This window comes from Pseudomonas sp. P65(2024), from assembly GCF_057480955.1.
The window spans coordinates 253,431-278,929 of record NZ_JBLIYX010000004.1 but is presented as its reverse complement, the minus strand read 5'-3'; the positions used below and the strand labels follow the sequence as shown (position 1 = coordinate 278,929).

Here is a 25,499-nt window from a genome sequence, read left to right as displayed (position 1 = left end):
GTTTTTATTCGGAAGCAGGCACATTGAACCCACAAGGCCAGACACAGCACAGGAGCCGCTTCCATGAGCCTCAAACTCGGCGATATCGCCCCCGATTTCGAACAGGATTCCAGCGCCGGCAAGATCCGCTTCCACGAATGGCTGGGCGACAGCTGGGGCGTGCTGTTCTCCCACCCGGCCGACTTCACCCCGGTGTGCACCACCGAGCTGGGCCTGACCGCCAAGCTCAAGGAAGACTTCGCCAAGCGCGGCGTGAAAGCCATCGCCCTGTCGGTGGATCCGGTCGACTCGCACCACAAGTGGATCGATGACATCAACGAGACCCAGAACACCGTGGTCAACTTCCCGATCATCGCCGACGCCGACCGCAAGGTCTCCGACCTGTACGACCTGATCCACCCCAACGCCAGCGACACCCTGACGGTGCGCTCGCTGTTCGTCATCGACCCGAACAAGAAGGTGCGCCTGACCATCACCTATCCGGCCAGTACCGGGCGCAACTTCAACGAGATCCTGCGGGTGATCGACTCGTTGCAACTGACCGACAACTACAAGGTCGCCACCCCAGGCAACTGGCAGGACGGCGACGAGGTAGTGATCGTGCCTTCGCTCAAGGACGAGGACGAAATCAAACGCCGCTTCCCGAAAGGGTACCGGGCGGTGAAACCCTATCTGCGACTGACTCCGCAACCGAATCGATGAGGTATTCCTCGTTGCATTGCTCTTAGCCAAGCAGGGATCTTCGGGCCGTTTCGACGGCCCTTTTTTATGTCTGGCAGAAAGGCAGGTATTGCCAAATTGAGCCTTGCGCGATCCCTGTGGGAGCGGCCTTGTGTCGCGAAAGGGCTGCTCAGCAGCCCCAGCAATGTCGATGGTGGCTCGGAATCTGGGGCCGCTGCGCGCCCCTTTCGCGACACAAGGCCGCTCCCACAGGGGGATAGTTGCCTGCGCGACAGCGTAGCCCGAAGGGCTGGGTGATCTCTTACAGAGATAAGAATTAATATCTATTTATGGAATAAACAAATGCAAAAATATGATTTATAGGTATATATGACGAACTGTTAATGTCACTTCCATCCAGCGGGGACACCCCCTCGCGGCCCTGCAATCGAATCGAAGGAAGCGCTTTCAATGCTGGTTGTTTCTGTCGGTGGTAGCCCCAGTCTTCGTTCACGCTCCGGCGTGCTGCTAGAACGCTCGCGCGACTGGCTGCAGGAGCGCGGCGTCGAGGTGGTGACCTTCCAGGTGCGGGAATTCCCCGCCGAGGACCTGCTCCACGCGCGCTTCGACAGCCCGCAGGTGCGTCACTTCAACGAACTGGTGGCCCAGGCCGATGGCCTGGTGGTCGCCACGCCGGTGTACAAGGCATCGTTCGCCGGTGCCCTGAAGACCTTGCTCGACCTGCTGCCTGAGCGTGCCCTGGAACACAAGGTGGTCCTGCCGATCGCCACCGGCGGCAGCATCGCCCACATGTTGGCCGTGGACTACGCCCTCAAGCCGGTGCTGTCGGCGCTCAAGGCGCAGGAGACCCTGCAGGGGATCTTCGCCGACGACAGCCAGGTCGCCTACGGCGAAGGCACCCGGCCCGCGCAACTGGCCGCTGCCCTGGAGCAACGCCTGCAGGATTCGCTGGAAACGTTCCACAGCGCCCTGGCGCGCCGGCCTCGGCCGGTGGTGCCGGGCGAGCTCAACGAACGCCTGATCAGTGCCCGTTGGAGCATCTGATTCCTCGCTATACCGCTTGACCGTTGTCCCACCTTACTCGCCCGTCAACGAGGCAAGCAGGTGCTACCCGAACCCACTCGCACAGGAGAGCGCCATGCGCACAATCTTCTTGCGTCGCGGTCTGGTCGCCCTGTTTGCGGCGGCTGTGTCCTTCGGCGCCATCACTCAAGCCCAGGCCGAAAGCCTGCGCATCGGTTACCAGAAGTACGGCACCCTGGTGCTGCTCAAGGCCAAGGGCTCGCTGGAAAAGCGCCTGAAGGAACAGGGCATTGACGTGCAGTGGACCGAGTTCCCGGGCGGTCCGCAACTGCTCGAGGGCCTCAATGTCGGCTCCATCGACTTCGGCGTGACCGGTGAAACTCCACCAGTGTTTGCCCAGGCCGCGGGTGCCGACCTGCTGTACGTCGCCTATGAGCCGCCAGCCCCGCACAGCGAGGCGATCCTGGTGCCGAAGGGATCGACGATCCAGTCGGTGAAGGAACTCAAGGGCAAGAAAGTCGCCCTCAACAAGGGCTCCAACGTGCACTACCTGCTGGTGCGCGCCCTGGAAGACGCCGGCCTCAAGTACACCGATATCCAGCCCGTCTACCTGCCACCGGCCGATGCCCGCGCCGCCTTCGAGCGCGGCAGCGTCGACGCCTGGGTGATCTGGGACCCGTACCAGGCCGCCGCCGAGCAGCAGCTGCAGGCACGCACCCTGCGTGACGGCAAGGACCTGGTCGATAACCACCAGTTCTACCTGGCCACCCGCAGCTATGCCACCCAGCACCCGGCGGTGATCAACACCCTGGTCGAGGAGGTGCGTGCCGTGGGCGAATGGTCCCAGGCCAACCCACAGCAGGTCACCGACCAGGTCGCGCCGCTGCTCGGCCTGCCCGCCGACATCACCCTGACCTCGGTGAAACGCCAGGGCTACGGCGCCGCGCCGCTGACCCCGGAAGTGATCGCCGCGCAGCAGAAGATCGCCGACACCTTCCAGGCCCTGAAGCTGATTCCCAAGCCCTTGAGCATCAAGGACGTGATCTGGACACCCCCGGCCAAGGTCGCCAGCGCGCCTTGAACGATTCGCCTGCGCCGGGGTGCCGCCCCGGCATGAGCCACCCTTGAGGAGACAACTCCAATGAGCCTTAACATCTTCTGGTTCCTTCCCACCCACGGTGACGGCAAGTACCTGGGCACCAGCGAGGGCGCCCGCGCCGTCGATCACGGCTACCTGAGCCAGATCGCCCAGGCTGCCGACCGCCTTGGCTTCGGCGGCGTGCTGATCCCCACCGGACGTTCCTGCGAGGACTCCTGGCTGGTGGCGGCGTCGCTGATTCCGCTGACAGAGCGCCTGAAGTTCCTGGTGGCCCTGCGCCCGGGGATCATTTCGCCGACCGTGGCCGCGCGCCAGGCCGCCACCCTCGATCGCCTGTCCAACGGCCGTGCGCTGTTCAACCTGGTGACCGGTGGTGATCCGGACGAACTGGCCGGCGATGGCCTGCACCTGAACCACCAGGAACGCTACGAGGCGTCGGTGGAATTCACCCGCATCTGGCGCAAGGTGCTTGAAGGCGAAACGGTCGACTACGACGGCAAGCACATCCAGGTGAAGGGCGCCAAGCTGCTTTACCCGCCGATCCAGCAACCGCGTCCGCCGCTGTACTTCGGTGGTTCCTCCGAGGCCGCCCAGGACCTGGCCGCCGAGCAGGTCGAGCTGTACCTGACCTGGGGCGAGCCGCCGGCGGCCGTCGCCGAGAAAATCGCCCAGGTGCGCGAGAAGGCAGCTGCCCAAGGCCGTGAAGTGCGCTTCGGCATCCGCTTGCACGTGATCGTGCGGGAAACCAATGAAGAGGCCTGGACCGCCGCCGACAGGCTGATCTCGCACCTGGACGACGACACCATCGCCCGCGCCCAGGCATCGCTGGCGCGCTTCGACTCGGTCGGTCAGCAGCGCATGGCCGCGCTGCACGGCGGCAAGCGCGACAAGCTGGAAGTGGCGCCGAACCTGTGGGCCGGTGTCGGCCTGGTGCGTGGCGGTGCCGGCACCGCGCTGGTGGGTGATGGCCCGACCGTTGCGGCGCGGGTCAAGGAATACGCCGATCTTGGCATCGACACGTTCATCTTCTCCGGTTATCCACACCTGGAGGAGTCGTACCGAGTCGCCGAGCTGCTGTTCCCGCACCTTGACGTGCAGCGCCCGGAGCAGCCGAAGACCGGTGGCTACGTGAGCCCGTTCGGTGAAATGGTCGCCAACGACATCCTGCCCAAGTCCGTGTCGCAGAGCTGAGGACCGGGGTCATGAGTCGTGCATCCACCACCACCTGGTCCAAGCGCCTGGCGCCCTGGGCCCTGCCGATCCTGCTGCTGGCGATATGGCAACTGGCGGTCAGCGCGGGCTGGCTGTCGACCCGCATCCTGCCGGCGCCGAGCGCGGTGGTCAGTGCCGGTGTCGAGCTGGTGCGTAGCGGCCAGATCTGGACCCACCTGGCCATCAGCGGCTGGCGTGCCGGCCTGGGCTTCGTGATCGGCGGCAGCATCGGCCTGTTGCTGGGCTTCATCACCGGCCTGTCGAACTGGGGCGAGCGCCTGCTCGACAGCTCGGTGCAGATGATCCGCAACGTGCCGCACCTGGCGCTGATCCCGCTGGTGATCCTGTGGTTCGGCATCGACGAGTCGGCAAAGATCTTCCTGGTGGCGCTGGGGACGTTGTTCCCTATCTACCTGAACACCTACCACGGGATCCGCAACGTCGATCCGGCACTGGTGGAGATGGCGCGCAGCTACGGGCTGTCGGGCTTCGCGCTGTTCCGCCAGGTGATCCTGCCGGGGGCGCTGCCCTCGATCCTGGTCGGCGTGCGCTTCGCCCTGGGCTTCATGTGGCTGACGCTGATCGTCGCCGAGACCATCTCGGCCAACGCCGGCATCGGCTACCTGGCGATGAACGCCCGCGAGTTCCTGCAGACCGATGTGGTGGTGCTGGCCATCGTCCTGTACGCGGTGCTCGGCAAGCTGGCCGACCTGGCTGCCCGGGGCCTGGAGCGGGTATGGCTGCGCTGGCACCCGGCGTACCAGGTGGCGAAGAAGGAGGGCGCATGATGACCGTGCTCAAGGAACAGCCGCCACGCCTGCTGCGTGGCATCCCCCTGGCGGCCCGCGATCTGCGTCGCACCTTTGGCCAGCGTGAAGTGCTGCGCGGCATCGACCTGCACATTCCGGCCGGCCAGTTCGTCGCCATCGTCGGTCGCAGTGGCTGCGGCAAGAGCACCTTGCTGCGCCTGCTGGCCGGGCTCGACCAACCCAGCGCCGGCCAACTGCTGGCGGGGGCCGCACCGCTGGCCGAGGCCCGCGAGGATACCCGCCTGATGTTCCAGGACGCGCGTCTGCTGCCCTGGAAGAAGGTGATCGACAACGTGGGCCTGGGCTTGTCCGGCAACTGGCGGCCCCGTGCCCTGGAGGCACTGGAGGCGGTCGGCCTGGTCGATCGCGCCAACGACTGGCCGGCGGCGTTGTCCGGCGGCCAGAAACAGCGGGTGGCCCTGGCCCGGGCGCTCATTCACCAGCCGCGCCTGCTGCTGCTGGACGAGCCATTGGGTGCGCTGGATGCCCTGACCCGCATTGAAATGCAGCAATTGATCGAGCGCCTGTGGCGCCAGCACGGTTTCACCGTGTTGCTGGTCACCCACGACGTCAGCGAAGCCGTCGCCGTGGCCGACCGTGTGATCCTGATCGAAGACGGCGCCGTCGGCCTGGACCTGGTCGTCGACCTGCCCCGGCCACGGGTGCGGGGTTCGCACCGCCTGGCGGCGCTGGAAAGCGAAGTGCTCAACCGTGTTCTGTCCGTCCCGGGCACCCCGCCCGATCCGGAACCTGTAGCCCCCTTGCCCACGCAGTTGCGTTGGGCCCACTGAATCCTCGAAGCCCCAAAAGGAATGACGCCATGACCATCAAAGCCATCAACGTTCGCAACCAATTCAAAGGCACCGTGAAGGAAATCCTCGAAGGCCCGGTACTGTCGGAAATCGACGTGCAGACCGCCTCCGGTATCGTCACTTCGGTGATCACCACCCGCTCCGTGAAGGAGCTGGAGCTGCAGGTGGGCAGTGAAGTGATCGCGTTCGTGAAATCCACCGAAGTGTCCATCGCCAAGCTGTGATGGCTGCAGGGCGCCGTGCGGCCCATCGCAGGCTTGCCCCGCAGTAGCGGTTCAACCCTCGGTCGGTCTCAACCCGCCGAATAACGCGCTGGCCTGGCTTTCGTTGAGGGAGCCTCGCCACGCGTTGGCCCGCTGGTTGCGCTCGCTGGCCAACTTCAAGTGTCCGGCCTCCAGACGGGCGAAGCTGTTGCCGGGCCGTTTCTTGAAGTGGAAGTGGGCGTACCAGAGCGGCTCGCCGGTGCGTGCGTCATCGATGCGGTATTCCTCCAGGTATTCGATCGCCTGCCCCTGTTTGTTCTTCGCCGGCTCGAGCTGGCGGGACCACTTGATATCCACCTCCTCTTGCGCGTGCAGGTACTCCAAGTGGCCGGCTAGCGGCTGCGGCGTGGCTTTCGTCTGCTCGATACGCAGTTGCTTGCCCAGCGTTTGTAGGCCCGTGGCCGCTTGCTCAAGGTTGCGCGCCACGGCGCGTTGCGCCTCGCTCAGGGTGTCGCCGCCCTTGCGCAGGATGTCCTGGGCCAGGTCCTTGAGCGTGGTGGCATAGCCGTCTGCCAGATCCTGCAGGCTGGCCGGTGCCATGTTCAGGTTTTTGTATCGGCGCAGCTTGGCCTGCTGGTTGGCGACATTGCCCAGGCGTGTCCTGGCCGTCGCCATCAGGGACTGCAGGCTCGCCGTCGGCACCGGTGGTGTGGCGCGGGGCGATTGCCAGCGGTTTTCGGGTGTGCGCGAGAAGGTGGTCTGTGACTCCGAAGCCAGCTGGTTGCCGATCTGCATCCGCGGTTGCCCGTCGATGGTGACCTCGCGGCCAATCAGCAGTTGCTGGTCGACGGTTTCGAACAGGCGGGGCCTGCTCGCGCCTCGGTTGATGCGAGCAGGCGTCCTGACCGGTGCCGATGCAGAGAGGGCGGCGTCGACCTCGGCCATCAACGTGGTCAACTCCGCGCGCATCGCTTGGGTGCTCTGCGCAGTGACGAAGTCGGGGAAGGTGTCCTGCCAACTGGTCATCTGGTTGTCGAAGCGCTGATAGCGTGCTTTCACCTGTTGTAGGAAACGGTGCTCCTGCGCCCGACTCAGCCCGGCGGAGGTCATGTCCTGATGGCTGAACAGCATGTTGCGCAGATGGGTGAGCTCCCGGTTTATCTGGCGCAACGCGAGCAAGAAGTCGTAGCCGGCCGTTGCTGGCAACCTGATCACATTGGCCGCCTGGATCGAAAGGCGCACGACCCGGTAGCCGTTCGGGTCCAGCGGCATGCCCAGCTTGTCGAGTTTCAACTGGTAGGTGGTGAGCTGTGGGCCCTGGACGGTGTTCCTGAGGGTGGCTGCGCGGCGGAACTCTGTTTCCAGCTTTTCCAGCGAGTGCGCCATGCGGCCTTGCTCGGCGCGTAGCGCCTTCAACTGCGCAAGCGGGTCGGTGGGGTTGCTGTCCAGCGCATGCTGCAGTCGCCTGACCTCATCGAAATGTCCTTGCATCTGGAACTGGTATTGGCGAATCAGGCTGGGGTGCTGGTGCACCAGGTTGAACGCCAGGCCGTCGCGGAATTGCCTCGGCATCTGGCCCCACAGGGCCCGGCTGCTGCGCAGGCGCGCCAGGCTTTGCTCGTGGAAGATGACGAAGGTTTGCAACTGCTCCGTATAGGCGTGCTGGGCTTGGAGGACTGCCCTGGATTGGGTGATGGGCGCCGCCGAGCTGGCCGTGTGATCGGCGATGGCGCGTTTCAGCTTGTCCAGGCTGGCGGTTACCTTGCCCTGCTGAGTGAGGCGCCCTTGGTCGATATCCAGCGCCACTTGTTGCGGCGAACGCAGCGCAGGCTGGCGGCCAAGGTAGCCACGCAAATTCTCCCAACCCTGCTGGTAGAGGCGGCCGATGAAGGCGCCGCCACCGGCCAGGCCGCCGTCCACCAGGCGCCCGCTCAAGCCCCCATGAGGCTGCCAGCCCCCCAGCTCGTCGAGCCGCACGGGCTGTTTGTAGGTCCGCGATGCGCTGCCCTTGAGACGCCAGGTCAGGTAGGTGGTGTCCCATTCCACGGGGTAATGCGCACCTTGGTGCAGGATATAGTCGTACCCGCTCTCGACATGCCGGTACACGCCTCGGCCGTGGGCATCAGGGTGAGTTGTCCAGCGCCCGACAGGGGCTTCGCTGGCGTATCCCTGGAAGGGCTGGGGGCGCCCTTGGCGGGTCACGGTCGTGGCGCGCAGGCCGGCAAGCTGCTGGCGACTGCGCGTGCGTGCCAGGACCTGGGGGTTGCTGGCCAGGACGCTGGGCGTGAGGTCGAAAACGGCATCGATCAGTGACTGGAACACGCTGTTCAGGTGTTCGACACCCTCGCCAGGGTCACCTCGCAGGAACGCCTCCACGCTGGCATTGGCGGCGTGCCAGCCGTCGTACAGGGCCACCAGCGCACCGACCCCAGGCAGGAAGCCCAGGGCCAGCTTGATGTAGTCGTAGACTCGCCCGTGGCTAATGGCTGCGTTTTCCAGGAACAGGTCCGTTTGGCTGCGGGATGAGGCGCGATGCTCCATGATCAGGCGGCCCATCAACAGGCTGGCCTGCACCTCGGCGATGGGTTCGGAGCGCACGGTGCCCGCCGCGATGAACCCGGAGAACGACTTGAGCAGGGCCTGGTTGATGTAGGACAGGTGGGTTTGGCTGTCCCCGTCGAGGGGGCGGCTGGCGAGGAAGTTGCGCATGGCATCGTCGATGGCCTGCTCTTCCAGGGCCAGGCACGCAGCCTCACGGCTGGCGTGCTGGCTGACGACCCTGCCGTTCGGGGCATCCGGCATCAGCAACAGCACGGGCCCACTGGCCGCTTCGAGGAGGAACAGACCGGCCAGCGGCACGTTGCGGGCGCTGCCGTCGGCCGCAACGCCTGGCCGCAGGTCCAAGCCCAGGTGGCTGACCGTTTTGGTCACGGTAGCGTCGAGCTGTTCCCGGCAGAAGCGCTGGAACATGTCTGCGCCTTCTTCATCGAGGGCCGCAGGCTGGCTGAGGGCCAGGATCTGCAATTGGTGCTCGAACGGTGCGCGCAGGGTTTCCTGACGCCACTGCGCTTCCCAGTCAGACTGCTGCTGGTCACCCTTGAAGGCGCGGAGTATCTGCTTTTCGTAGGCGCCGGCCAGGTCCAGGGTCTTCACCAGGTCGGCGATGTCGGTGTGGGTCAGCGCTTGCAGAGTGGGGGCGAGGGCAGGGGGGGCGAACACGATCCTGGCGTTGCCCAGGCGCCGGCGCAGGCCTTCATCCAGTGCCCAGAGTAGGAAGCGCTCCAGCGCGACGTCGCTGCGCTCGGCGCTGAAGGTGACGACTTCCTTGTAGGCGTTGCTGAAGCCGGATTCGGGCAGCGGCACACGCTGTATGTCCGTGCGATCGGCGATGTTCAGGGTGATCTTGGGGACGATGGTGAGTGCGCAGGTCGTGCGCAGGTGGGCGTACAGTCGGTCATGCGCGAACCGCTCGCGCTCGGGCAGGTCCTTGGCCAGCAGCGCACTGGAGGCGCGCATGGCGGTGCGCAGGGCGTCCAACGCTGCCGCCAGCGCGGCGCGTTGGGGGGCATCGAGGTGCTTCAGGGTTTGCAGGCGTGCGTTCAGGTGGGCGGTGCGGTTGCGTTCGGCGAGCCGTTCGAACGCTTGCGTCCTGGCGGTATTGCTGCTGGCACCGAGCTTCCAGCGCAATTGCAATTGCGTGGTGGTATCGGCCTGGGTGAGCAGGACCAGGTGGGTTTGCACCAGGTAGTCGAAGGCATGGTTGGTGATGGGTGGGTTGACCAGCTTCGGCGTCAGGTCGGGGTCGTCCAAACGCTGGACCAACGCGTTGGTGTCTTGCGGCCAGGCGCTTTCCAGCAGCGTTTCAGGCCAGGCGCCTTGGGCGGTGTTCAGCAGTTGGCGGAACAGTTGCGCCTCATCCTCGAAGCGCATCAGGCCGCCCTCGTGGCCCGGCTTGTAGAGCAGCACCGAGGTGTCGGGCTCGCTTGCGTTGTCTTCGGCGCGGGCCCTGAGGGTGAGGTAGCCGGTCAGGTGCCATGTACGGTCGCCCACCACCAGCTTCAAGGCGCCTGGCACGATGGGGCGCTGCAGGCTGGGTTCAGGCCGCTCCAGCAATGCGTGAACCCACGCCAGGTGCGGCGTGCCAAGCTCGCCCAGCGTGTGCTGAAACTCGGCTTCCTGCAATAAGAGGTTGGCGAAGTGCTGGCTGAGGTGCTCGAAGCGGTTGGCCTCGCCCCAGGTTTGTTCCGTCTGTGTCTCTGGGAGCTTGGCCAGCAGTTTTTGCAGGGCGTTGTCCAGTTCGTCCAGCTTGGCCTGGTGCGTGCGCAAGGTCGCCATGCGTGGGGACTTGGGCTCGGTGTCGCCTCCCAGGTAGGAGGCCAGCAACTGTTCCTGACGGTCGATTCGCTGCTTGCGCCAGCCGAGCGGCAAGCGTTCGTCCAGCACGTCGAAATGAACCTCTTCGAGCGCCAGGGCGTCGTCGTCGCTGACCCGTTGCGTCAGGTCCTGGCTCAATGCCACCGGGAGTTCCGCCTTGAACTCAAGCGGGTGTGCCTGAACGGCCAACAGGCTGTCCAGCAGATCGGTAAAGCCGTCTGCGGACCCGGCGATCACCTCGATGCTGCCGCTGTCGTCCATCAGTGCCACGGGTGGGTTGCGCCACAGGCGCTGGCGGTGCTCGTGCGCCCATTGCTTGAGCGACGCTTCGTCCTGGAAGGCGCGAATGGGGTTGTTGGCATCGGGGCGGTAGAGAACCCAGGGGTTGCCTGGCGCCGTCGGGCGGATCAGCAAGGCCCCTGGGCAGGCGCCGATCGGTGGACCCGGCTGCTGCCAGTGCAGTTGGGCGTACTGGGTGCTGTCACTCAGTTGGCACTGCTCCAGTGCCTTGGCCTGGAGGCGATCGAGGCCGTGGTTGAGCTCGAGCGCGCTCTGGAAATGCACGCGCAGTTGCCGCTGCGCGAACGCCCGGCGCGCGATCGACTGGCCGGGCATGCGGCTGTCCCAATGCTGCTGGAGCGACTGTGCACCTGTCGAAGGGGCTTGCTCGAACAGGCTCTGCAATGCCTTGGCGGCCTGGCGTCGGCGTTGATCCGCCTCGGTCAGGGCGTTACCTCGCCCGGCGGCGATCCAGGTGCTGGGCGGCGTAACGGACTCGGCGAATTCGCCTGGGTTGGTATGAAGGAAAGCAGTGGCTTGCGTCATGGTCGTGGTCCACGTTGGCCTGAGTGCTGATAGAGGCGCTCATTTCAACGTCCGACCTCGGATGGTCTGCGTTACATGTTGCTGCTGTGGCGTTTTGCCAAGAACGGCGGCAAGTACAGCCCCAGGTACGCCTCGAACACCCGCATGCCTTCCTCGGCCATGCGCGCGGTGATTTGCTCGTGCAACTGCATCGAGCGGGCATAGACACGGTCGCTGAGCTCCATGGCCAAGGCGAACACGTCCACCTCGGTGGGCATCGGCGGGAGTTGGAAATGCTGGTCGAACAGCGTGTGCATCAGTTTGCCCAGTTCCAGGTCATGCTGACGGTCGGCCTGGACCACTTCGCTCAACCCGTGCTGGGCGAGGATCAGCTGCCGGGCGGCGGCGTCCTCGTGGTAGATGTCGAGCATGCGCTGCTCGATCAGCCGCGACAGTTGCGGCCAGGTACTGAACGCTGCGCTGTCGATGGGCGCGCTCAGGGCCTCGCGAAAAGCCCGGTGCACGTCGGCGGTCAGCGCCTCCAGCAAGGCCGGCACACTGGCGAAGAAGTGATACACCGACGACGGCGGAATCTGCGCCCGCTCGGCCACGCTGTAGATCGACAGGCCTGCCACCCCGTGCTCGGCCAGCAGCTCGCGGGCCGCGGCCTGGATCGTTTCGATCCTGGCCTGGCTGCTGGCGCGTGGCTTGCGCGGGGAGGCGGGTCGGGTCATCAGTTGCTGATCGCCAGGATGCTGGCTTGGTAGGCCCCGACGAACAGGTCGAAATCACCCACTTCCTGCTGCTCCAGGCGCGACTGCTCGGCCAGGGATTCACGGGCGAGGGTTTCGAAGGCCTGCTGGCGCTCGGCGGGCAGCGGCTGCTCGCGGAAGCTCTCGGCGTGCAGGTGGCTTTGGCGCAGGGAGAACTTGACGAAGCTCTCGTCGTGTTCGGTCATGCGCGCCAGCACCTGGGCCGAAGGCGTCAGCTCGGGGTCGTCGACCTTGGCCTGCTGCGCTTCCAGGGCCTTGGCGTGTGCGTTGCCGCCCTGGGCGCGGTCAAGCAGCCCGGCCAGCTGGCCGATGCGTTCGATCAGTTCGCTCGCCCATGTCTTCAGCGCGACCGGCTGGCCGTCACGGCGTAGCTCAAGGCCAGGGCGCCGGCCCTCCTTGACCACGGTGAGGAAGTTGTCGGTGCACTGGCCGCACTCGCCGTTGTCCAGCTGCGGGCTTTCTTCCAGGGCGCAGAACAGCAGGAAGGCGTCGAGGAAGCGCGCTTCGGTCAGGTCGATACCCACCGGCAGGAATGGGTTGATGTCCAGGCAGCGTACTTCCACGTACTGCACGCCACGGGAGGTCAGGGCCTGGATTGGCCGCTCGCCGGTATAGGTGACGCGCTTGGGGCGGATGTTCGAGTAGTACTCGTTCTCGATCTGCAGGATGTTAGTGTTCAGCTGTACCCACTCGCCATCCTTGTGGGTGCCGACCTCGACGTAGGGCGGGTAGGGCGTGCCGACGGCCTTGCGCAGGCTGTCGGTGTAGCTGGCCAGGTTGTTGTAGCAGGGCGTCAGGCCCGCCTGGGCGTTGCTCTGGTAGCCCAGGTCGCTCATGCGCAGGCTGGTGGCGTAGGGCAGGTAGAGGGTCTCGGCATCCAGCTCTTCGAGCTGGTGCGGGCGGCCACGCAGGAATCCTTTGTCCAGGGCCGGGGAGGCGCCGAACAGATACATCAATAGCCAGCTGTAGCGGCGGAAGTTGCGGATCAGTGCGATATAGGCCGAGGACTGGTAGTCGCGGTCGTCCTGCTCGCCGCCTTCGGCATCGCGCAGCAACGGCCACAGCGCCTCGGGCAGGGAGAAGTTGTAGTGGATGCCGGCGATGCACTGCATGGTGCGGCCGTAACGCAGGGCCAGGCCCTTGCGATAGACGTGCTTGAGCTTGCCGATGTTCGAGCTGCCGTATTCGGCGATCGGGATGTCTTCCTCGGCCGGCAGCGTGCAGGGCATTGACGGGCTCCACAGGTATTCGTCGCCCAGCTTGGTGTAGACGAAGCGGTGGATCTGGTCGAGGCTCTCGAGCACCTTGGCAGGGTCGGCCAGGGCCGGGGTGATGAATTCCAGCAGCGACTCGGAATAGTCGGTAGTGATCTGCTCGTTGGTCAGCGCCGAACCCAGGGCCTCGGGGTGCGGGGTCTGGGCCAGGCGACCGTCGTTGGTCACGCGCAGGCATTCGCGCTCAATGCCGTGCAGGCACTGCTTGAGCAGGTCGATATTGTCGCCGAGCAGGCTCAGGCGGCGGTTGAGGAGGTCGCTCAAGATGGATTCCTTCACGCGTCAGTCGCCCCAATATGGGGGTAGGGATGACGGTCTACAAGGGTAGTTGGGAAAGGAACTGGCGTTGTCGCCTGGTTTACGCGGTTCCGGCGCTGGCCTGTATGCGCCTGATCGCGGGGCAAGCCGCTCCCACGGAGCCTGTGAGCGTGCGTGGGAGCGGGCTTGCCCTGCGATCAGGTGTACAGCATTACGCCGAAAATACCGCAGATGGGGGCCTGTCAGCTAGAGAATCGCGAAGGTTCCCTGGGCCTTGGCCACCAGCTTGTCGTCCTGAAGCACGTCGGCGTCGACCACCAGCGTGCGCCGACCGGCGTGCAGCACCCGGGCGGTGCACAGCACCTCGCCTTCGCTGACGGCGCGCATGTAGTTGATTTTGCACTCGATGGTCACGCTCTGCTGATCGAAGCCATGGCTGGCCGAGCAGGCCAGGCCCATGGCGATGTCCACCAGGCTGAAGATCGCCCCGCCGTGCAGCTTCTGGCCACGGTTGCGCAGGTGCGGCTCAAGCGCCAGGGCCACCTCTGCAACACCCGTTTCCAGGCGTTGCAGGCGGCAGCCCAGGAGCTGGCTGAAGGCGCTCTCGACGTACGCTTTCGGTACGTCCATCACTTCTTCTTCAGCTGCTTGGCGTTGGCGAACAGCGACGCCATGGCGTTGTTGGCCGGCGCGGCGGTGCTGGTCTCGCGCTGGCGCGGCGCCTGATGCTGGCGGCTGCCGCCATTGCCACGGTTGCCACCGCGGTTACCCTCGACCTTCTCGCCTGGGGTGTCGCTCATGCGCATGGACAGGCCGATGCGTTTGCGCGGGATGTCCACTTCCATGACCTTGACCTTGACCACGTCACCGGCCTTGACTGCTTCACGCGGGTCCTTGACGAACTTCTCCGACAGCGCCGAGATGTGTACCAGGCCGTCCTGGTGCACGCCGATATCGACGAAGGCACCAAAGTTGGTGACGTTGGTCACCACGCCTTCGAGGATCATGCCCGGCTCCAGGTCCTTGAGGTCCTCGACGCCATCCTGGAAGGTGGCGGTCTTGAACTCCGGACGCGGGTCGCGGCCAGGCTTGTCGAGCTCCTGAAGGATGTCGGTGACGGTCGGCAGGCCGAAGGTCTCGTCGGTGAACTTCTTCGGGTCCAGGCGTTTGAGGAAACCGCTGTCGCCGATCAGCGAGCGAATGTCGCGGTCGGTGTCGGCGGCGATGCGCTGCACCAGCGGGTAGGCTTCCGGGTGCACTGCCGAGGCGTCCAGCGGGTTGTCGCCGTTCATCACGCGCAGGAAGCCGGCCGCCTGTTCGAAAGTCTTCTCGCCCAGGCGGCTGACTTTTTTCAGCGCGGCGCGGGTGGCGAACGGGCCGTTGGCGTCGCGGTGGGCGACGATGTTCTGTGCCAGGGTCGCGTTGAGGCCGGAGATGCGCGTCAGCAGCGCCACGGAAGCGGTGTTGACATCCACACCCACGGCGTTCACGCAGTCCTCGACCACGGCGTCCAGGCCGCGAGCGAGCTTCACCTGCGACACGTCGTGCTGATACTGGCCGACGCCGATGGATTTCGGGTCGATCTTCACTAGCTCGGCCAGCGGGTCCTGCAGGCGGCGGGCGATGGACACCGCGCCACGGATCGACACGTCCAGGTCCGGGAACTCGCGAGCGGCCAGTTCGGAAGCCGAGTACACCGAGGCACCGGCCTCGGAGACCATGATCTTGGTGATCTTCAACGCTGGGTATTTCTTGACCAGCTCGGCCACCAGCTTGTCGCTCTCGCGGCTGGCGGTACCGTTGCCGATGGCGATCAGCTCGACCGAGTGCTTGGCGCACAGCGCGGCCATGATGGAAATGGTGCGGTCCCAGTCGTTCTTCGGCGCATGCGGGTAGACCGTGGTGTGGTCCAGCAGCTTGCCGGTGGCATCGACCACGGCGATCTTGCAGCCGGTGCGCAGGCCCGGGTCGAAGCCCAGCGTTGCGCGCGGACCGGCCGGGGCGGCCAGCAGCAGGTCGTGCAGGTTGTGGGCGAAGACGTTGATCGCCTCGCCTTCGGCGTTGTCGCGCAGTTCGCCGAACAGGTCGGTTTCCAGGTGGGTGTACAGCTTGACCTTCCAGGTCCAGCGCACCACCTCACCCAGCCATTTGTCGGCCGGGCGGTTGCGGTTTTCGATGCCGACATGGTTGCCAATCATCAGCTCGCACGGGTGCAGGGTGCCCGGCAGCTCTTCGCCGACTTTCAGCGAGGCGCTCAACACGCCTTCGTTGCGCCCGCGGAAGATCGCCAGGGCACGGTGCGATGGCGCGGTGCGCAGCAGTTCGTCGTGGGCGAAGTAGTCGCGGAACTTGGCGCCTTCCTCTTCCTTGCCAGCGACCACGCGGGCAGTCAGCACCGCTTCCTGCTTGAGGAAACCGCGCAGCTTGTCGAGCAGGGCGGCGTCCTCGGCGAAGCGCTCCATGAGGATGTACTTGGCCCCTTCCAGGGCGGCCTTGACGTCGGCCACGCCTTTTTCGGCGTCGACGAAACGTGCCGCTTCGCTTTCCGGGTCCAGCTGAGGGTCGTTGAACAGGCCGTCGGCCAACTCGCCCAGGCCCGCTTCCAGGGCGATCTGGCCCTTGGTGCGGCGCTTCTGCTTGTACGGCAGGTACAGGTCTTCGAGGCGGGTCTTGGTGTCGGCCAGCTTGATCTCGCGGGCCAGCTCCGGGGTCAGCTTGCCCTGTTCCTCGATGCTGGCCAGGATGCTGGCGCGGCGCTCGTCGAGCTCGCGCAGGTAGCGCAGGCGCTCTTCCAGGTGGCGCAGTTGGGTGTCATCCAGGCTGCCGGTCACTTCCTTGCGGTAACGGGCGATGAAGGGCACGGTCGATCCTTCGTCCAACAGGCCCACGGCCGCTTCGACCTGTTGTGGGCGCACGCCCAGTTCCTCGGCGATACGGCTGTTGATGCTGTCCATGAAAACCACCTGACAAATAGTGAATGCAAGGCCGCGGGTGGGCGATCTGGCCCGGCGGCGCTGGGTGAAAGCCGCGCATTATACCCATCGCGCCGGGCTTGCGGTGATGGCGCGGCGCCAGCCGACGACGGGGCGACAGTGGCATGCCGGGAAAAATCTGCTAACAATGCACACGGCACGCACTGCAGTGGCTACGCCATAATGCGCGGCGATATCAGAGGAGTTATTCATGACCAGCACCGCAAACGCCGCCGAAGGCGACAAGATTCTCATCGTCGACGACGATCCGGGCCTGAGCAGCCTGCTGGACCGTTTCTTCACCAGCAAGGGCTTCCGTGTCCGCACCGTGCCCAACGTCGAACAGATGGACCGCCTGCTGGCCCGTGAAGTGTTCAACCTGGTGGTCCTCGACCTGATGTTGCCGGGCGAGGACGGTCTGTCCGCGTGCAAGCGCCTGCGCGCGTCGAACAACCAGATCCCGATTATCATGCTCACCGCCAAGGGCGATGAGCTCAGCCGCATCAAGGGCCTGGAACTGGGCGCCGACGACTACCTGGCCAAGCCGTTCAACCCCGACGAACTGGTGGCCCGGGTTAAGGCCGTGCTGCGCCGCCAGTCCCCGAGCGTGCCAGGCGCGCCGGGCAGCGAGGAAGAAACCGTCACCTTTGGCGACTACGAGCTGTCGCTGGCCACCCGCGAACTCAAGCGCGGCGAGGAAACGCACATGCTCACCACCGGTGAGTTTGCCGTGCTCAAGGCCCTGGTCATGCATGCCCGCGAGCCGCTGACCCGCGACAAGCTGATGAACCTGGCCCGCGGCCGTGAGTGGGACGCCCTGGAGCGCTCCATCGATGTGCAGATTTCGCGCCTGCGCCGGATGATCGAGCCCGACCCGTCCAAGCCACGCTACATTCAGACCGTATGGGGTGTGGGCTACGTCTTCGTGCCGGACGGAAACGCCGGCAAATGAGCCTGTCGGCTCGTCAGGGTGCAGCAGGGCGACCCACGCGGGTCGCCCTGTTTTCGTCTGTGACGGCCGGCCTTTTCAGCACAGTAGTTGATCGATGAAAACGCCTCTCTGGTTCCCACAAAGCTTCTTCGCCCGCACCCTCTGGCTGGTGCTGATCGTCGTGTTGTTCTCCAAGGCATTGACGCTCGTGTACCTGCTGATGAACGAAGACGTGCTGGTCGACCGCCAGTACAGCCACGGCGTGGCCCTGACGCTGCGCGCCTACTGGGCCGCGGATGAAGAGAACCGTGACCAGATCGCCGAGGCGGCCGGCCTCATCCGCGTGACCGGCGCCGGCGTGCCGGAGGGCGAGCAGCACTGGCCTTACAGCGAGATCTACCAGCGCCAGATGCAGGCCGAACTGGGCGATGACACCGAGGTGCGCCTGCGCATCCACGCGCCGCCCGCGCTGTGGGTCAATGCCCCCAGCCTGGGCCCGGGCTGGCTCAAGGTGCCGCTGTATCCGCACCCGCTGCGTGGGCAGAAGATCTGGAACGTGCTCGGTTGGTTCCTGGCTATCGGCCTGTTGTCCACGGCTTCGGCCTGGATCTTCGTGCGTCAGCTCAACCAGCCGCTCAAGCGCCTGGTGTTCGCCGCCCGCCAGCTGGGCCAGGGGCGCAGCGTGCGCCTGCCGATCAGCGACACCCCGAGCGAAATGACCGAGGTGTACCGCGCGTTCAACCAGATGGCCGAGGATGTCGAGCAGGCCGGGCGTGAGCGCGAGCTGATGCTGGCCGGGGTGTCCCATGACCTGCGCACACCGCTGACCCGGCTGCGCCTTTCGCTGTCGCTGATAGGCAACGACAGCGACCTCAGCGAGGACATGGTCCGCGACATCGAGGACATGGACGCGATTCTCGACCAGTTCCTGGCGTTCATTCGGGACGGGCGCGACGAACCGGTGGAGGAGGTCGACCTCAACGACCTGATCTACGAAGTGGTGGCGCCCTACAACCAGCACAAGGAGCAGGTGCGGCTGTGCCTGGAGCCGATTCCGCCGTTCCCGCTGCGTCGGGTATCGCTCAAGCGCATGCTGGGCAACCTGATTGGCAACGCCCTGCATCACGCTGGCAAGGGCGTCGAGGTGGCGGCCTATGTGTCGGGCGACCAGAGCGCGCCGTATGTGGTGCTCAGCGTGCTGGACCGTGGCGCGGGTATCGATGAGTCGGAACTGGAGACCATCTTCAACCCGTTCATCCGTGGCGACCGGGCGCGGGGTGGCAAGGGCACCGGCCTTGGGCTGGCGATCGTCAAGCGTATCGCCGCGCAGCATGGCGGCAATGTGGAATTGCGCAACCGCTCTGGCGGTGGCATTGAAGCACGGGTGAGGTTGCCGTTGGGGTTGCTGCTGCCGCGTAACGCCGTGTGATTTCCGGGGCCGCTGTGCGGCCCTTTCGCGACATCATGTCGCTCTCAGCCCTTGCCTTTGGTCCGCGTCTGATTCGGCCCGCTGTTCTTCTCAAGGTGCTCGATGATCATCCCGGCCACGTCCTTGCCGGTGGTCACCTCGATACCCTCCAGCCCAGGCGATGAGTTCACCTCCATCACCAGCGGCCCGTGATTGGAACGCAGGATATCCACGCCCGCCACGCTCAGGCCCATGACCTTCGCCGCGCGAATCGCGGTCATGCGCTCTTCGGGGGTGATCTTGATCAGGCTGGCCACGCCACCGCGGTGCAGGTTTGAGCGAAATTCGCCCGGCTTGGCCTGGCGCTTCATCGAGGCGATCACCTTGTCGCCCACCACGAAGCAACGGATATCGGCGCCCCCGGCCTCCTTGATGTATTCCTGGACCATGATGTTCTGCTTCAGGCCCATGAACGCCTCGATCACCGACTCGGCGGCCTTGGTGGTCTCGCACAGCACCACGCCGATGCCCTGGGTGCCTTCGAGCACCTTGATCACCAGCGGCGCGCCGTTGACCATCTGGATCAGGTCGGGGATGTCGTCCGGCGAGTGGGCGAAACCGGTGATCGGCAGGCCGATACCGCGCCGAGACAGCAGCTGCAGGGAGCGCAGCTTGTCGCGGGAGCGGGCGATGGCCACCGACTCGTTGAGCGGGTACACGCCCATCATCTCGAACTGGCGCAGCACCGCGCAGCCATAGAAGGTGACCGATGCGCCAATGCGCGGGATCACCGCATCGAACCCCTCCAGCGGCTTGCCGCGGTAATGGATCTGCGGCTTGTGGCTGGCGATGTTCATATAGGCCCGGAGCGTGTCGATCACCACCACTTCGTGGCCCCGCTGGGTACCGGCCTCGACCAGGCGGCGGGTGGAATACAGACGCGGATTGCGCGACAGCACAGCGATCTTCATGCAGCACCTGTGACAGGGGAAAGGGTGGCCGGGAAGGCCGGTTTGTCCTGGACGTACTTAAGGCCTGGGTTGACCACCAACTGGCCATGGATGAGCGCCTTCGAGCCGAGCAGCAGCCGATAGCGCATGCTCTTGCGGCAGGCCAGGGTGAACTCGACCTCCCAGACCCGGTCGCCGAGCGCCAGGGCCGTACGGATCACGTAGCGGATCTGGGCCTGGCCGTTGGAGCTCTTGATGGTCTTCATGGTCACCAGTGGCGCCTCGCAACGCCGGTGGCGCAACTGCACCACCGAGCCCAGGTGCGCGGTGAAGCGCACCCATGGCTGGCCATCGCGCTCGAACGGTTCGACCTCGGTGGCGTGCAGGCTAGAAGTGCTGGCGCCGGTGTCGATCTTGGCGCGCAGGCCGGCGACACCCAGCTCGGGCAGGGCGACCCACTCGCGCAGGCCGATCACAGTCAGGTGGTCAAATGTCTTCACGAAGCGTGCCCTGGGGATATGGAGATGAACTGTAATGACGGCACGGATTTTTTGCATCCGTCAGTCACGGTAGTACAGTTCCGTGAAAGACAGAATTCGAGGAAAAACCATGGCACAAAAGCCTGAAGACGATGACAAGGTACGCCTGGACAAATGGCTGTGGGCGGCGCGCTTCTACAAGACCCGCGCCCTGGCCAAGGCGGCGATCGAAAGCGGCAAGGTGCACTGCCGGGGTGAGCGCTGCAAGCCGGGCAAGGAGCCACGGGTGGGCGACGAGTTCGTGCTGCGCACCGGTTTCGACGAGCGCACCGTGGTGGTCAAGGCGCTGTCGTTGGTGCGGCGCGGGGCGCCGGAGGCGCAGCTGCTCTACGAGGAGACGGCTGAAAGCGTGAAGCGCCGCGAGCAGGCGGCCGAGATGCGCAAGGCCGGCGCCCTGGGCATGACCACCGACGGGCGACCGAACAAGAAGCAGCGGCGGCAGATTCATCAACTGCATGGCAGCTTCGAATGAGAGGGGCCGCAAAGCGGCCCCTGTGATCAATCAGGCAGCGCGAACCACGCTCATCCGTCCGACCAGCGGCAGCTTGCCGAGCCAACCGAACAGTGGCGACGTCCACCGCACCAGCGCCGCGCTGGCCATGGCCGCCAGGGGTGTGTGGCAGCTCCAGCCCAGCGCCAGGACCGCCATCAACAAACCGCCGATGTAGTCGTCCTGCCCCCAATGGGCGCCGGCCACCAGGCGCGGCAGCATGAACAGCAAGGCCAGCGCCCAGATCACCAGGTGCTGCGCCAGGCGGCGGCTGAACAGGCTCATGAACAGCGCCCAGATCAGCAGCACCGAGGCGTGGTCACCCGGGAAGCTCTGGCTGGAGCGGTCCTTCAATTCCCACTTCGCTTCCAGGTGCGGGTAGAAGTCGCTCAGGTGCACGGCGTTGTCGAACACCATCGATGGGCTGTTGTGTTGCCAGCCCATTGCGCTGACCCACTTGGAAAACAGCGCGCGAATCACCACTAAGAGGAGTAGGGTGACCAGGAAGCCGAAAAACGCCTGGCGCACCTGGGTGGCCTTGAATACCCAATCACCGCGAATCAGCAGCGACAACATGATCAGCCCGACCAGGATGTCGAACGGGCGTAGGCTGCCGACTGCCCAGATCGACCGCCAGATCAGGTTGTCGGCCAGTGGCGCATTGAGGCTGTGGAACAGCCACTCGTCGAAAGTCAGGCACAGGATCTGGCCAACGGGCCACAACCAGAAACACAGTAGTGCGACGGGCAACAGGGTGCAGGCTGCCAACGGTCCCCAAGACCACCTTGCTTGGAACAGTGGTCGATTATCCATAAAATACCTCGATATCCAGCGGGTTATGAGTGCTTTCTGAGCGCTCTGCGACGGACCTTTCAGTCTCCTGTAATTATTTTGTAATCATTTTTAGAAAGCCAGACAACCATGAGCGACTTGCCAGATACCGATTTCACCCAACGCTTCCTGTTCGACGACCGCGATGTGCGCGGCGAGATGGTCGCGCTGGAACGCAGCTACGCCGAGGTGTTGGCCAAGCACGACTACCCGCAGCCGGTAAAGCATCTGCTCGGTGAACTGATGGCCGCCGCCGCGCTGTTGGTCGGCACCCTGAAGTTCGACGGGTTGCTGGTACTCCAGGCGCAGTCCCAGGGCCCGGTGCCGCTGCTGGCCATCGAGTACACCAGCGAGCACGACATCCGTGGCCTGGCGCGCTACGAGGCCGATCAGATCAAGGCGGATGCCGGCCTTGCCGACCTGATGCCGGGCGGTCACCTGGTGTTGACCATCATTCCGGTCAACGGCCAGCGTTACCAGGGCACTGTCGAGCTGGACGGCAAGGACCTGTCGGAGTGCTTCACCAATTACTTCGTCATGTCGCAGCAAGTGAACACCTGCATCTCCCTGGCCGCCGATGGCGCCCGCGCCCGTGGTCTGCTGGTGCAGCAGCTGCCGGCCGAGATCCACAAGGACAGCGAGGAGCGCGAGGAAAGCTGGGCCCATGTCAAGGCCCTGGCCAACACCGTGAAGGTCGATGAACTGCTCGGCCTGGACAACGAAACCGTGCTGCACCGCCTGTATCATGAGGACGCGGTTCGCCTGTTCGATATCCAGCCGCTACGCTTCCGTTGCAGTTGCTCGCGCGAGCGTTCCGGCAACGCCCTGGTCAGCCTCGGCGAGCAGGATGCCAAGGCGCTGGTGGCCGAATGCGGCGGCCGGGTCGAGATCGATTGCCAGTTCTGCAACGAACGCTATCTCTTCGATGCAAGCGATGTGGCGCAATTGTTTGCCGGTGGCGGCACCGAGGCCCCATCAGAAACTCAGCACTGAAACGGTTCACTACAGGATAATCTCCTGTCGAATTGCGCAAAAACGCAGTTCTGACAGGAGGGGCCTACTTTTTTTGGGCGTTTCTGGCATAATCCGGCCACTTTTTTCGCTGTAGTAGTTTTTTCGAGACGACTACAAAACGTTTGGAGCACTCGGCCTCGGGCCGGATGGGGTATCTCATGACGCAAGCCAACAACACCGTGTACACCGACCTGAGCGTCGATGAGCTGGTAAAAGAAGCGCTGTCCCGCGGTGAAGGCGTGCTGGCCGATACTGGCGCGCTGGTGGTGGAAACCGGTCACCGCACCGGCCGTTCGCCGGCTGACCGTTTCATCGTCGAAGAACCTTCCACCCAGGACCAGATTGGCTGGGGCCCGATCAACCGCAAGTTCCCGGCCGACAAGTTCGATGCCCTGTGGGACCGCGTCGAGGCGTTCAACAACGCCCAGGATCACTTCGTTTCCTACGTTCACGTAGGCGCTGCGGCCGAACACTACCTGCCGGTCAAGATGACTACCCAGACCGCCTGGCAGAACCTGTTCGGCCGTTGCCTGTTCATCAACCCCGAGCAGTACAACCCGGCTGGCCGTGGCGAATGGCAGATCCTCAACGTCGCCAACTTCGAGTGCGTACCTGAGCGTGACGGCACCAACTCCGATGGCTGCGTGATCATCAACTTCGCCCAGAAGAAGGTGCTGATCGCTGGCATGCGTTACGCCGGCGAAATGAAGAAGGCCATGTTCTCGGTGCAGAACTTCCTGCTGCCGGCCGCCGACGTGCTGCCGATGCACTGCGCCGCCAACATCGGCGAAGCGGGTGACGTCACCCTGTTCTTCGGTCTGTCCGGCACCGGCAAGACCACCCTGTCGGCCGACGAAAGCCGTTACCTGATCGGTGACGACGAGCACGGCTGGGGCGAGGGCGTGGTCTTCAACATCGAAGGTGGTTGCTATGCCAAGTGCATCGACCTCTCCGAGAAGAACGAGCCGGTCATCTGGAAAGCCATCAAGCACGGCGCGGTACTGGAGAACGTCGTGATCGACGCCAACAAGCACGCCGACTACGCCGACGTTAGCCTGACCCAGAACAGTCGTGCCGCCTACCCGCTGGCGCACGTCGAGAAGGTCTCGGCAGAGAACCTGGGCGGCGAGCCGAACGCGGTCATCTTCCTGACCTGCGACCTGACCGGCGTACTGCCTCCGGTGTCGATCCTGAACAACGAGCAGGCGGCCTACCACTTCCTGTCCGGCTACACCGCGCTGGTCGGTTCCACCGAAATGGGTTCGGGCGGCGGCATCAAGTCGACCTTCTCTACCTGCTTCGGCGCACCGTTCTTCCCGCGCCCAGCCGGTGTCTACGCCGAGCTGCTGATCAAGCGCATCAAGGCGTTCGGTTCGAAGGTCTACCTGGTCAATACCGGCTGGACCGGTGGTGGCTACGGCGTCGGCAAGCGCTTCAGCATCCCGACCACCCGTGGCGTGATCGCTGCCATCCAGAGCGGCGCCCTGATCGGTGCCGAGACCGAGCACCTGGACATCATCAACCTGGACGTGCCGAAGGCTGTTCCAGGCGTCGAGACCGAGCTGCTCAACCCGCGCAACACCTGGGCTGACAAGGCTGCCTACGACGAAGCCGCCAAGGGCCTGGCCACGCTGTTCACCGAGAACTTCAAGAAGTTCGACGTTTCCGACGCCATCAAGGCCGCTGGTCCGCAGCTGTAAGCTGGAGCCGGTTCGGATGAAAAGCCGCCCTTCGGGGCGGCTTTTTCGTATTTGAAAGCCTGCTTTGGGTGCTGTGTCTACTGAGGCTATCGCAGGGAAAGCCAGGTTCTATAGGATTTACACGCCGTTCCTGAAGATCTGCTGGATTGCTGCATCAATACAGCAAGGCCAGAATCTGTTTCACTTGCAGGGCACCCACCAGAAAGCAGATGCCTTATGACAGAATCCCCCCAACGCTCCGCCTTCTCCCATTTCCACCCCATCCTCACCCGTCCGCAGGATAACGACCACAACGGTCACCTCGCCGGCGCCACCGTGCATGCCTTCTTCGAAACCGCCATCCAGGCCTTCCTGGTCGAACAGGCCGAACTGGACCTGCGCGACGGTGAGCTGGCCGGCTTCGTCGTGAGTTCGGCGGCGGACTTCTTCGCCTTGCCGGGATTTCCCGACGTGCTCGAGGTGGGCCTGGGCGTGACGCGCCTGGCAGGCAGCACCGTGGAGTTCCGCCTGGCGCTGTTCCGCCCGGGCGAGGCCGAAGCCTGCGCGGCGGGGAGCGTGGTGCAGGTATTCGTCGAGCGGGCCTCGGGACGTCCGGTGGCGCTGTCGGAGACGCTGCAGCTGATCCTCGCCGGGCTGTCGCTCAATCGTTGAGGCGAATGATCCCCTCGCGCACGGCGAACAGCACCAGGCCGGGCACGTCGTGGATCTGCAGGCGGTGCATGATCTGCGAGCGATGGGCCTCGACGGTCTTGATGCTAAGGCCCAGCCCGTCGGCGATGGAGCGGGTGGTCTCGCCACGGGCGATCAGGCGCAGGATCTCCAGCTGGCGGTTGGTCAGCGGCGGTGTCTGCACCTGGCTGACGACGCGCTTGCGGCTGTGTTTCAGGGCTTGGCCGATGACCATCGGCAGTACCGCCGACGACAGGTACTGGCCGCCTCCGCGCAGGGTCTGCAGGGCTTGTTCCAGCTCGCTCACCGTGGCGCTCTTGAGCAGGAAGCCATGGGCGCCCAGCTGCAGGCAGCTCATCACATGCTCGAGCTCCGAGCGTGGCGAAAACATCAGTACCCGGCAGGCAGGCGCGCGGATGAACAGCTCCTGCAGGGCCTGCTGGCTGTCCAGCTCGCCGCTCATGTCGAGCACCACGATGTCCGGCTTGAGTTTTTCCGCGAGGCTCACGGCTGTCATGGCATCGCCGGTGTCGCCCACCACGACGAAATCTTTCTTCTGTTCAAGCAGGGCACGCAGGCCGGCGCGGAAGAGCGGCGAGTGATCGGCAAGCAGGATTCGGCAAGGCATGAATAAGGGCCTGTTTCGCAAGGGAAGGGGGGCGGCAGGCCTGCT

Annotated in this window: 22 protein-coding genes; 13 read left to right on the top strand and 9 right to left on the bottom strand. The window is 64.8% G+C overall.

Annotation, left to right across the window (positions count from 1 at the left end; translation table 11 throughout):
- Window positions 1-63: 63 nt before the first annotated feature.
- The 7 genes from AC25MA_RS08755 (at window position 64) to AC25MA_RS08725 (ending at window position 5,860) form a co-directional block, all read left to right on the top strand.
- Window positions 64-702 carry a peroxiredoxin gene (locus AC25MA_RS08755; RefSeq protein WP_028689219.1) on the top strand — a complete coding sequence of 213 codons (639 nt, stop codon included), beginning with the start codon at window positions 64-66 and terminating at the stop codon, window positions 700-702.
- A gap of 429 nt (window positions 703-1,131) precedes the next feature.
- Entirely contained in the window at window positions 1,132-1,725 is a 594-nt protein-coding gene (ssuE, locus tag AC25MA_RS08750; protein WP_028689218.1) for an NADPH-dependent FMN reductase, read from the top strand.
- A gap of 94 nt (window positions 1,726-1,819) precedes the next feature.
- The gene (locus tag AC25MA_RS08745) at window positions 1,820-2,785 is read left to right on the top strand and encodes a sulfonate ABC transporter substrate-binding protein (protein ID WP_028689217.1); all 966 of its coding nucleotides are present in this window, start codon (window positions 1,820-1,822) and stop codon (window positions 2,783-2,785) included.
- Window positions 2,786-2,845: 60 nt separating this feature from the next.
- Window positions 2,846-3,994, top strand: coding sequence for an FMNH2-dependent alkanesulfonate monooxygenase (gene ssuD, locus AC25MA_RS08740; RefSeq protein WP_028689216.1), 1,149 nt, complete (start codon window positions 2,846-2,848; stop codon window positions 3,992-3,994).
- 11 nt (window positions 3,995-4,005) lie between these two features.
- Window positions 4,006-4,803, top strand: a complete 798-nt coding sequence (gene ssuC, locus AC25MA_RS08735) for an aliphatic sulfonate ABC transporter permease SsuC (RefSeq protein WP_028689215.1) — start codon at window positions 4,006-4,008, stop codon at window positions 4,801-4,803.
- Window positions 4,803-5,615, top strand: coding sequence for an aliphatic sulfonates ABC transporter ATP-binding protein (gene ssuB, locus AC25MA_RS08730; RefSeq protein WP_028689214.1), 813 nt, complete (start codon window positions 4,803-4,805; stop codon window positions 5,613-5,615). The genes ssuC and ssuB overlap by 1 nt, the downstream gene beginning before the upstream one ends.
- Before the next feature lie 29 nt (window positions 5,616-5,644).
- On the top strand, window positions 5,645-5,860 hold the full coding sequence (locus tag AC25MA_RS08725; RefSeq protein WP_008095172.1) for a TOBE domain-containing protein: 216 nt from the start codon (window positions 5,645-5,647) through the stop codon (window positions 5,858-5,860).
- Between the two features lie 51 nt (window positions 5,861-5,911).
- On the opposite strand, the gene AC25MA_RS08720 is transcribed toward AC25MA_RS08725, so the two are convergent.
- From AC25MA_RS08720 to AC25MA_RS08700, 5 genes are all read right to left on the bottom strand, one after another.
- On the bottom strand, window positions 5,912-11,038 hold the full coding sequence (locus AC25MA_RS08720) for a dermonecrotic toxin domain-containing protein (protein WP_486971960.1): 5,127 nt from the start codon (window positions 11,036-11,038) through the stop codon (window positions 5,912-5,914).
- A gap of 71 nt (window positions 11,039-11,109) precedes the next feature.
- A complete protein-coding gene (locus AC25MA_RS08715; RefSeq protein ID WP_028689212.1) occupies window positions 11,110-11,751 on the bottom strand; it encodes a TetR/AcrR family transcriptional regulator in 642 nt (213 codons plus the stop codon).
- Entirely contained in the window at window positions 11,751-13,328 is a 1,578-nt protein-coding gene (gene gshA / locus AC25MA_RS08710; protein ID WP_236180573.1) for a glutamate--cysteine ligase, read from the bottom strand. The genes AC25MA_RS08715 and gshA overlap by 1 nt, the downstream gene beginning before the upstream one ends.
- Window positions 13,329-13,568: 240 nt before the next feature.
- Window positions 13,569-13,952 (bottom strand): PaaI family thioesterase, encoded by a 384-nt coding sequence (locus AC25MA_RS08705; RefSeq protein WP_186594824.1) that lies wholly within the window; start codon window positions 13,950-13,952, stop codon window positions 13,569-13,571.
- Complete coding sequence (locus AC25MA_RS08700) at window positions 13,952-16,276, bottom strand: Tex family protein (protein ID WP_062362703.1); 2,325 nt, start codon at window positions 16,274-16,276, stop codon at window positions 13,952-13,954. The genes AC25MA_RS08705 and AC25MA_RS08700 overlap by 1 nt, the downstream gene beginning before the upstream one ends.
- A gap of 229 nt (window positions 16,277-16,505) precedes the next feature.
- Here AC25MA_RS08700 and ompR point away from each other — a divergent pair, with 229 nt between their 5' ends.
- On the top strand, window positions 16,506-17,246 hold the full coding sequence (gene ompR / locus AC25MA_RS08695) for an osmolarity response regulator transcription factor OmpR (protein WP_028689209.1): 741 nt from the start codon (window positions 16,506-16,508) through the stop codon (window positions 17,244-17,246).
- Between the two features lie 94 nt (window positions 17,247-17,340).
- On the top strand, window positions 17,341-18,654 hold the full coding sequence (locus AC25MA_RS08690) for an ATP-binding protein (protein WP_028689208.1): 1,314 nt from the start codon (window positions 17,341-17,343) through the stop codon (window positions 18,652-18,654).
- Window positions 18,655-18,698: 44 nt separating this feature from the next.
- Here AC25MA_RS08690 and rimK read toward each other — a convergent pair whose 3' ends face one another.
- Together rimK and rimB are read right to left on the bottom strand one after the other, a co-directional pair.
- Entirely contained in the window at window positions 18,699-19,604 is a 906-nt protein-coding gene (gene rimK / locus AC25MA_RS08685; protein ID WP_011531656.1) for a 30S ribosomal protein S6--L-glutamate ligase, read from the bottom strand.
- On the bottom strand, window positions 19,601-20,083 hold the full coding sequence (gene rimB / locus AC25MA_RS08680; RefSeq protein WP_028689207.1) for a retropepsin-like aspartic endopeptidase RimB: 483 nt from the start codon (window positions 20,081-20,083) through the stop codon (window positions 19,601-19,603). The genes rimK and rimB overlap by 4 nt, the downstream gene beginning before the upstream one ends.
- Before the next feature lie 109 nt (window positions 20,084-20,192).
- On the opposite strand from rimB, the gene AC25MA_RS08675 reads away from it, so the two are divergent.
- Window positions 20,193-20,594, top strand: a complete 402-nt coding sequence (locus AC25MA_RS08675; RefSeq protein ID WP_028689206.1) for an RNA-binding S4 domain-containing protein — start codon at window positions 20,193-20,195, stop codon at window positions 20,592-20,594.
- A 30-nt stretch (window positions 20,595-20,624) separates the two neighbouring features.
- On the opposite strand, the gene AC25MA_RS08670 is transcribed toward AC25MA_RS08675, so the two are convergent.
- Complete coding sequence (locus tag AC25MA_RS08670; RefSeq protein WP_182322361.1) at window positions 20,625-21,425, bottom strand: phosphatase PAP2 family protein; 801 nt, start codon at window positions 21,423-21,425, stop codon at window positions 20,625-20,627.
- 108 nt (window positions 21,426-21,533) lie between these two features.
- On the opposite strand from AC25MA_RS08670, the gene hslO reads away from it, so the two are divergent.
- The 3 genes from hslO to AC25MA_RS08655 all read left to right on the top strand — a co-directional run bounded on the left by hslO (window position 21,534) and on the right by AC25MA_RS08655 (window position 24,808).
- On the top strand, window positions 21,534-22,436 hold the full coding sequence (hslO, locus tag AC25MA_RS08665; RefSeq protein ID WP_028689204.1) for an Hsp33 family molecular chaperone HslO: 903 nt from the start codon (window positions 21,534-21,536) through the stop codon (window positions 22,434-22,436).
- 179 nt (window positions 22,437-22,615) lie between these two features.
- Window positions 22,616-24,157, top strand: coding sequence for a phosphoenolpyruvate carboxykinase (locus AC25MA_RS08660; RefSeq protein ID WP_028689203.1), 1,542 nt, complete (start codon window positions 22,616-22,618; stop codon window positions 24,155-24,157).
- 216 nt (window positions 24,158-24,373) lie between these two features.
- The gene (locus tag AC25MA_RS08655; RefSeq protein WP_028689202.1) at window positions 24,374-24,808 is read left to right on the top strand and encodes an acyl-CoA thioesterase; all 435 of its coding nucleotides are present in this window, start codon (window positions 24,374-24,376) and stop codon (window positions 24,806-24,808) included.
- Here the strand turns inward: AC25MA_RS08655 and AC25MA_RS08650 are convergent.
- Window positions 24,798-25,454, bottom strand: a complete 657-nt coding sequence (locus AC25MA_RS08650) for a response regulator (RefSeq protein ID WP_028689201.1) — start codon at window positions 25,452-25,454, stop codon at window positions 24,798-24,800. The two genes, AC25MA_RS08655 and AC25MA_RS08650, sit on opposite strands and share 11 nt — an antisense overlap.
- Window positions 25,455-25,499: the final 45 nt, after the last annotated feature.

Coding starts and splice junctions, on each gene's coding strand:
- AC25MA_RS08755 (WP_028689219.1), top strand. CDS start 64: ATGAGCCTCAAACTCGGCGATATCGCCCCCGATTTCGAACAGGATTCC.
- ssuE (WP_028689218.1), top strand. CDS start 1,132: ATGCTGGTTGTTTCTGTCGGTGGTAGCCCCAGTCTTCGTTCACGCTCC.
- AC25MA_RS08745 (WP_028689217.1), top strand. CDS start 1,820: ATGCGCACAATCTTCTTGCGTCGCGGTCTGGTCGCCCTGTTTGCGGCG.
- ssuD (WP_028689216.1), top strand. CDS start 2,846: ATGAGCCTTAACATCTTCTGGTTCCTTCCCACCCACGGTGACGGCAAG.
- ssuC (WP_028689215.1), top strand. CDS start 4,006: ATGAGTCGTGCATCCACCACCACCTGGTCCAAGCGCCTGGCGCCCTGG.
- ssuB (WP_028689214.1), top strand. CDS start 4,803: ATGACCGTGCTCAAGGAACAGCCGCCACGCCTGCTGCGTGGCATCCCC.
- AC25MA_RS08725 (WP_008095172.1), top strand. CDS start 5,645: ATGACCATCAAAGCCATCAACGTTCGCAACCAATTCAAAGGCACCGTG.
- AC25MA_RS08720 (WP_486971960.1), bottom strand. CDS start 11,038: ATGACGCAAGCCACTGCTTTCCTTCATACCAACCCAGGCGAATTCGCC.
- AC25MA_RS08715 (WP_028689212.1), bottom strand. CDS start 11,751: ATGACCCGACCCGCCTCCCCGCGCAAGCCACGCGCCAGCAGCCAGGCC.
- AC25MA_RS08705 (WP_186594824.1), bottom strand. CDS start 13,952: ATGGACGTACCGAAAGCGTACGTCGAGAGCGCCTTCAGCCAGCTCCTG.
- AC25MA_RS08700 (WP_062362703.1), bottom strand. CDS start 16,276: ATGGACAGCATCAACAGCCGTATCGCCGAGGAACTGGGCGTGCGCCCA.
- ompR (WP_028689209.1), top strand. CDS start 16,506: ATGACCAGCACCGCAAACGCCGCCGAAGGCGACAAGATTCTCATCGTC.
- AC25MA_RS08690 (WP_028689208.1), top strand. CDS start 17,341: ATGAAAACGCCTCTCTGGTTCCCACAAAGCTTCTTCGCCCGCACCCTC.
- rimK (WP_011531656.1), bottom strand. CDS start 19,604: ATGAAGATCGCTGTGCTGTCGCGCAATCCGCGTCTGTATTCCACCCGC.
- AC25MA_RS08675 (WP_028689206.1), top strand. CDS start 20,193: ATGGCACAAAAGCCTGAAGACGATGACAAGGTACGCCTGGACAAATGG.
- AC25MA_RS08670 (WP_182322361.1), bottom strand. CDS start 21,425: ATGGATAATCGACCACTGTTCCAAGCAAGGTGGTCTTGGGGACCGTTG.
- hslO (WP_028689204.1), top strand. CDS start 21,534: ATGAGCGACTTGCCAGATACCGATTTCACCCAACGCTTCCTGTTCGAC.
- AC25MA_RS08660 (WP_028689203.1), top strand. CDS start 22,616: ATGACGCAAGCCAACAACACCGTGTACACCGACCTGAGCGTCGATGAG.
- AC25MA_RS08655 (WP_028689202.1), top strand. CDS start 24,374: ATGACAGAATCCCCCCAACGCTCCGCCTTCTCCCATTTCCACCCCATC.
- AC25MA_RS08650 (WP_028689201.1), bottom strand. CDS start 25,454: ATGCCTTGCCGAATCCTGCTTGCCGATCACTCGCCGCTCTTCCGCGCC.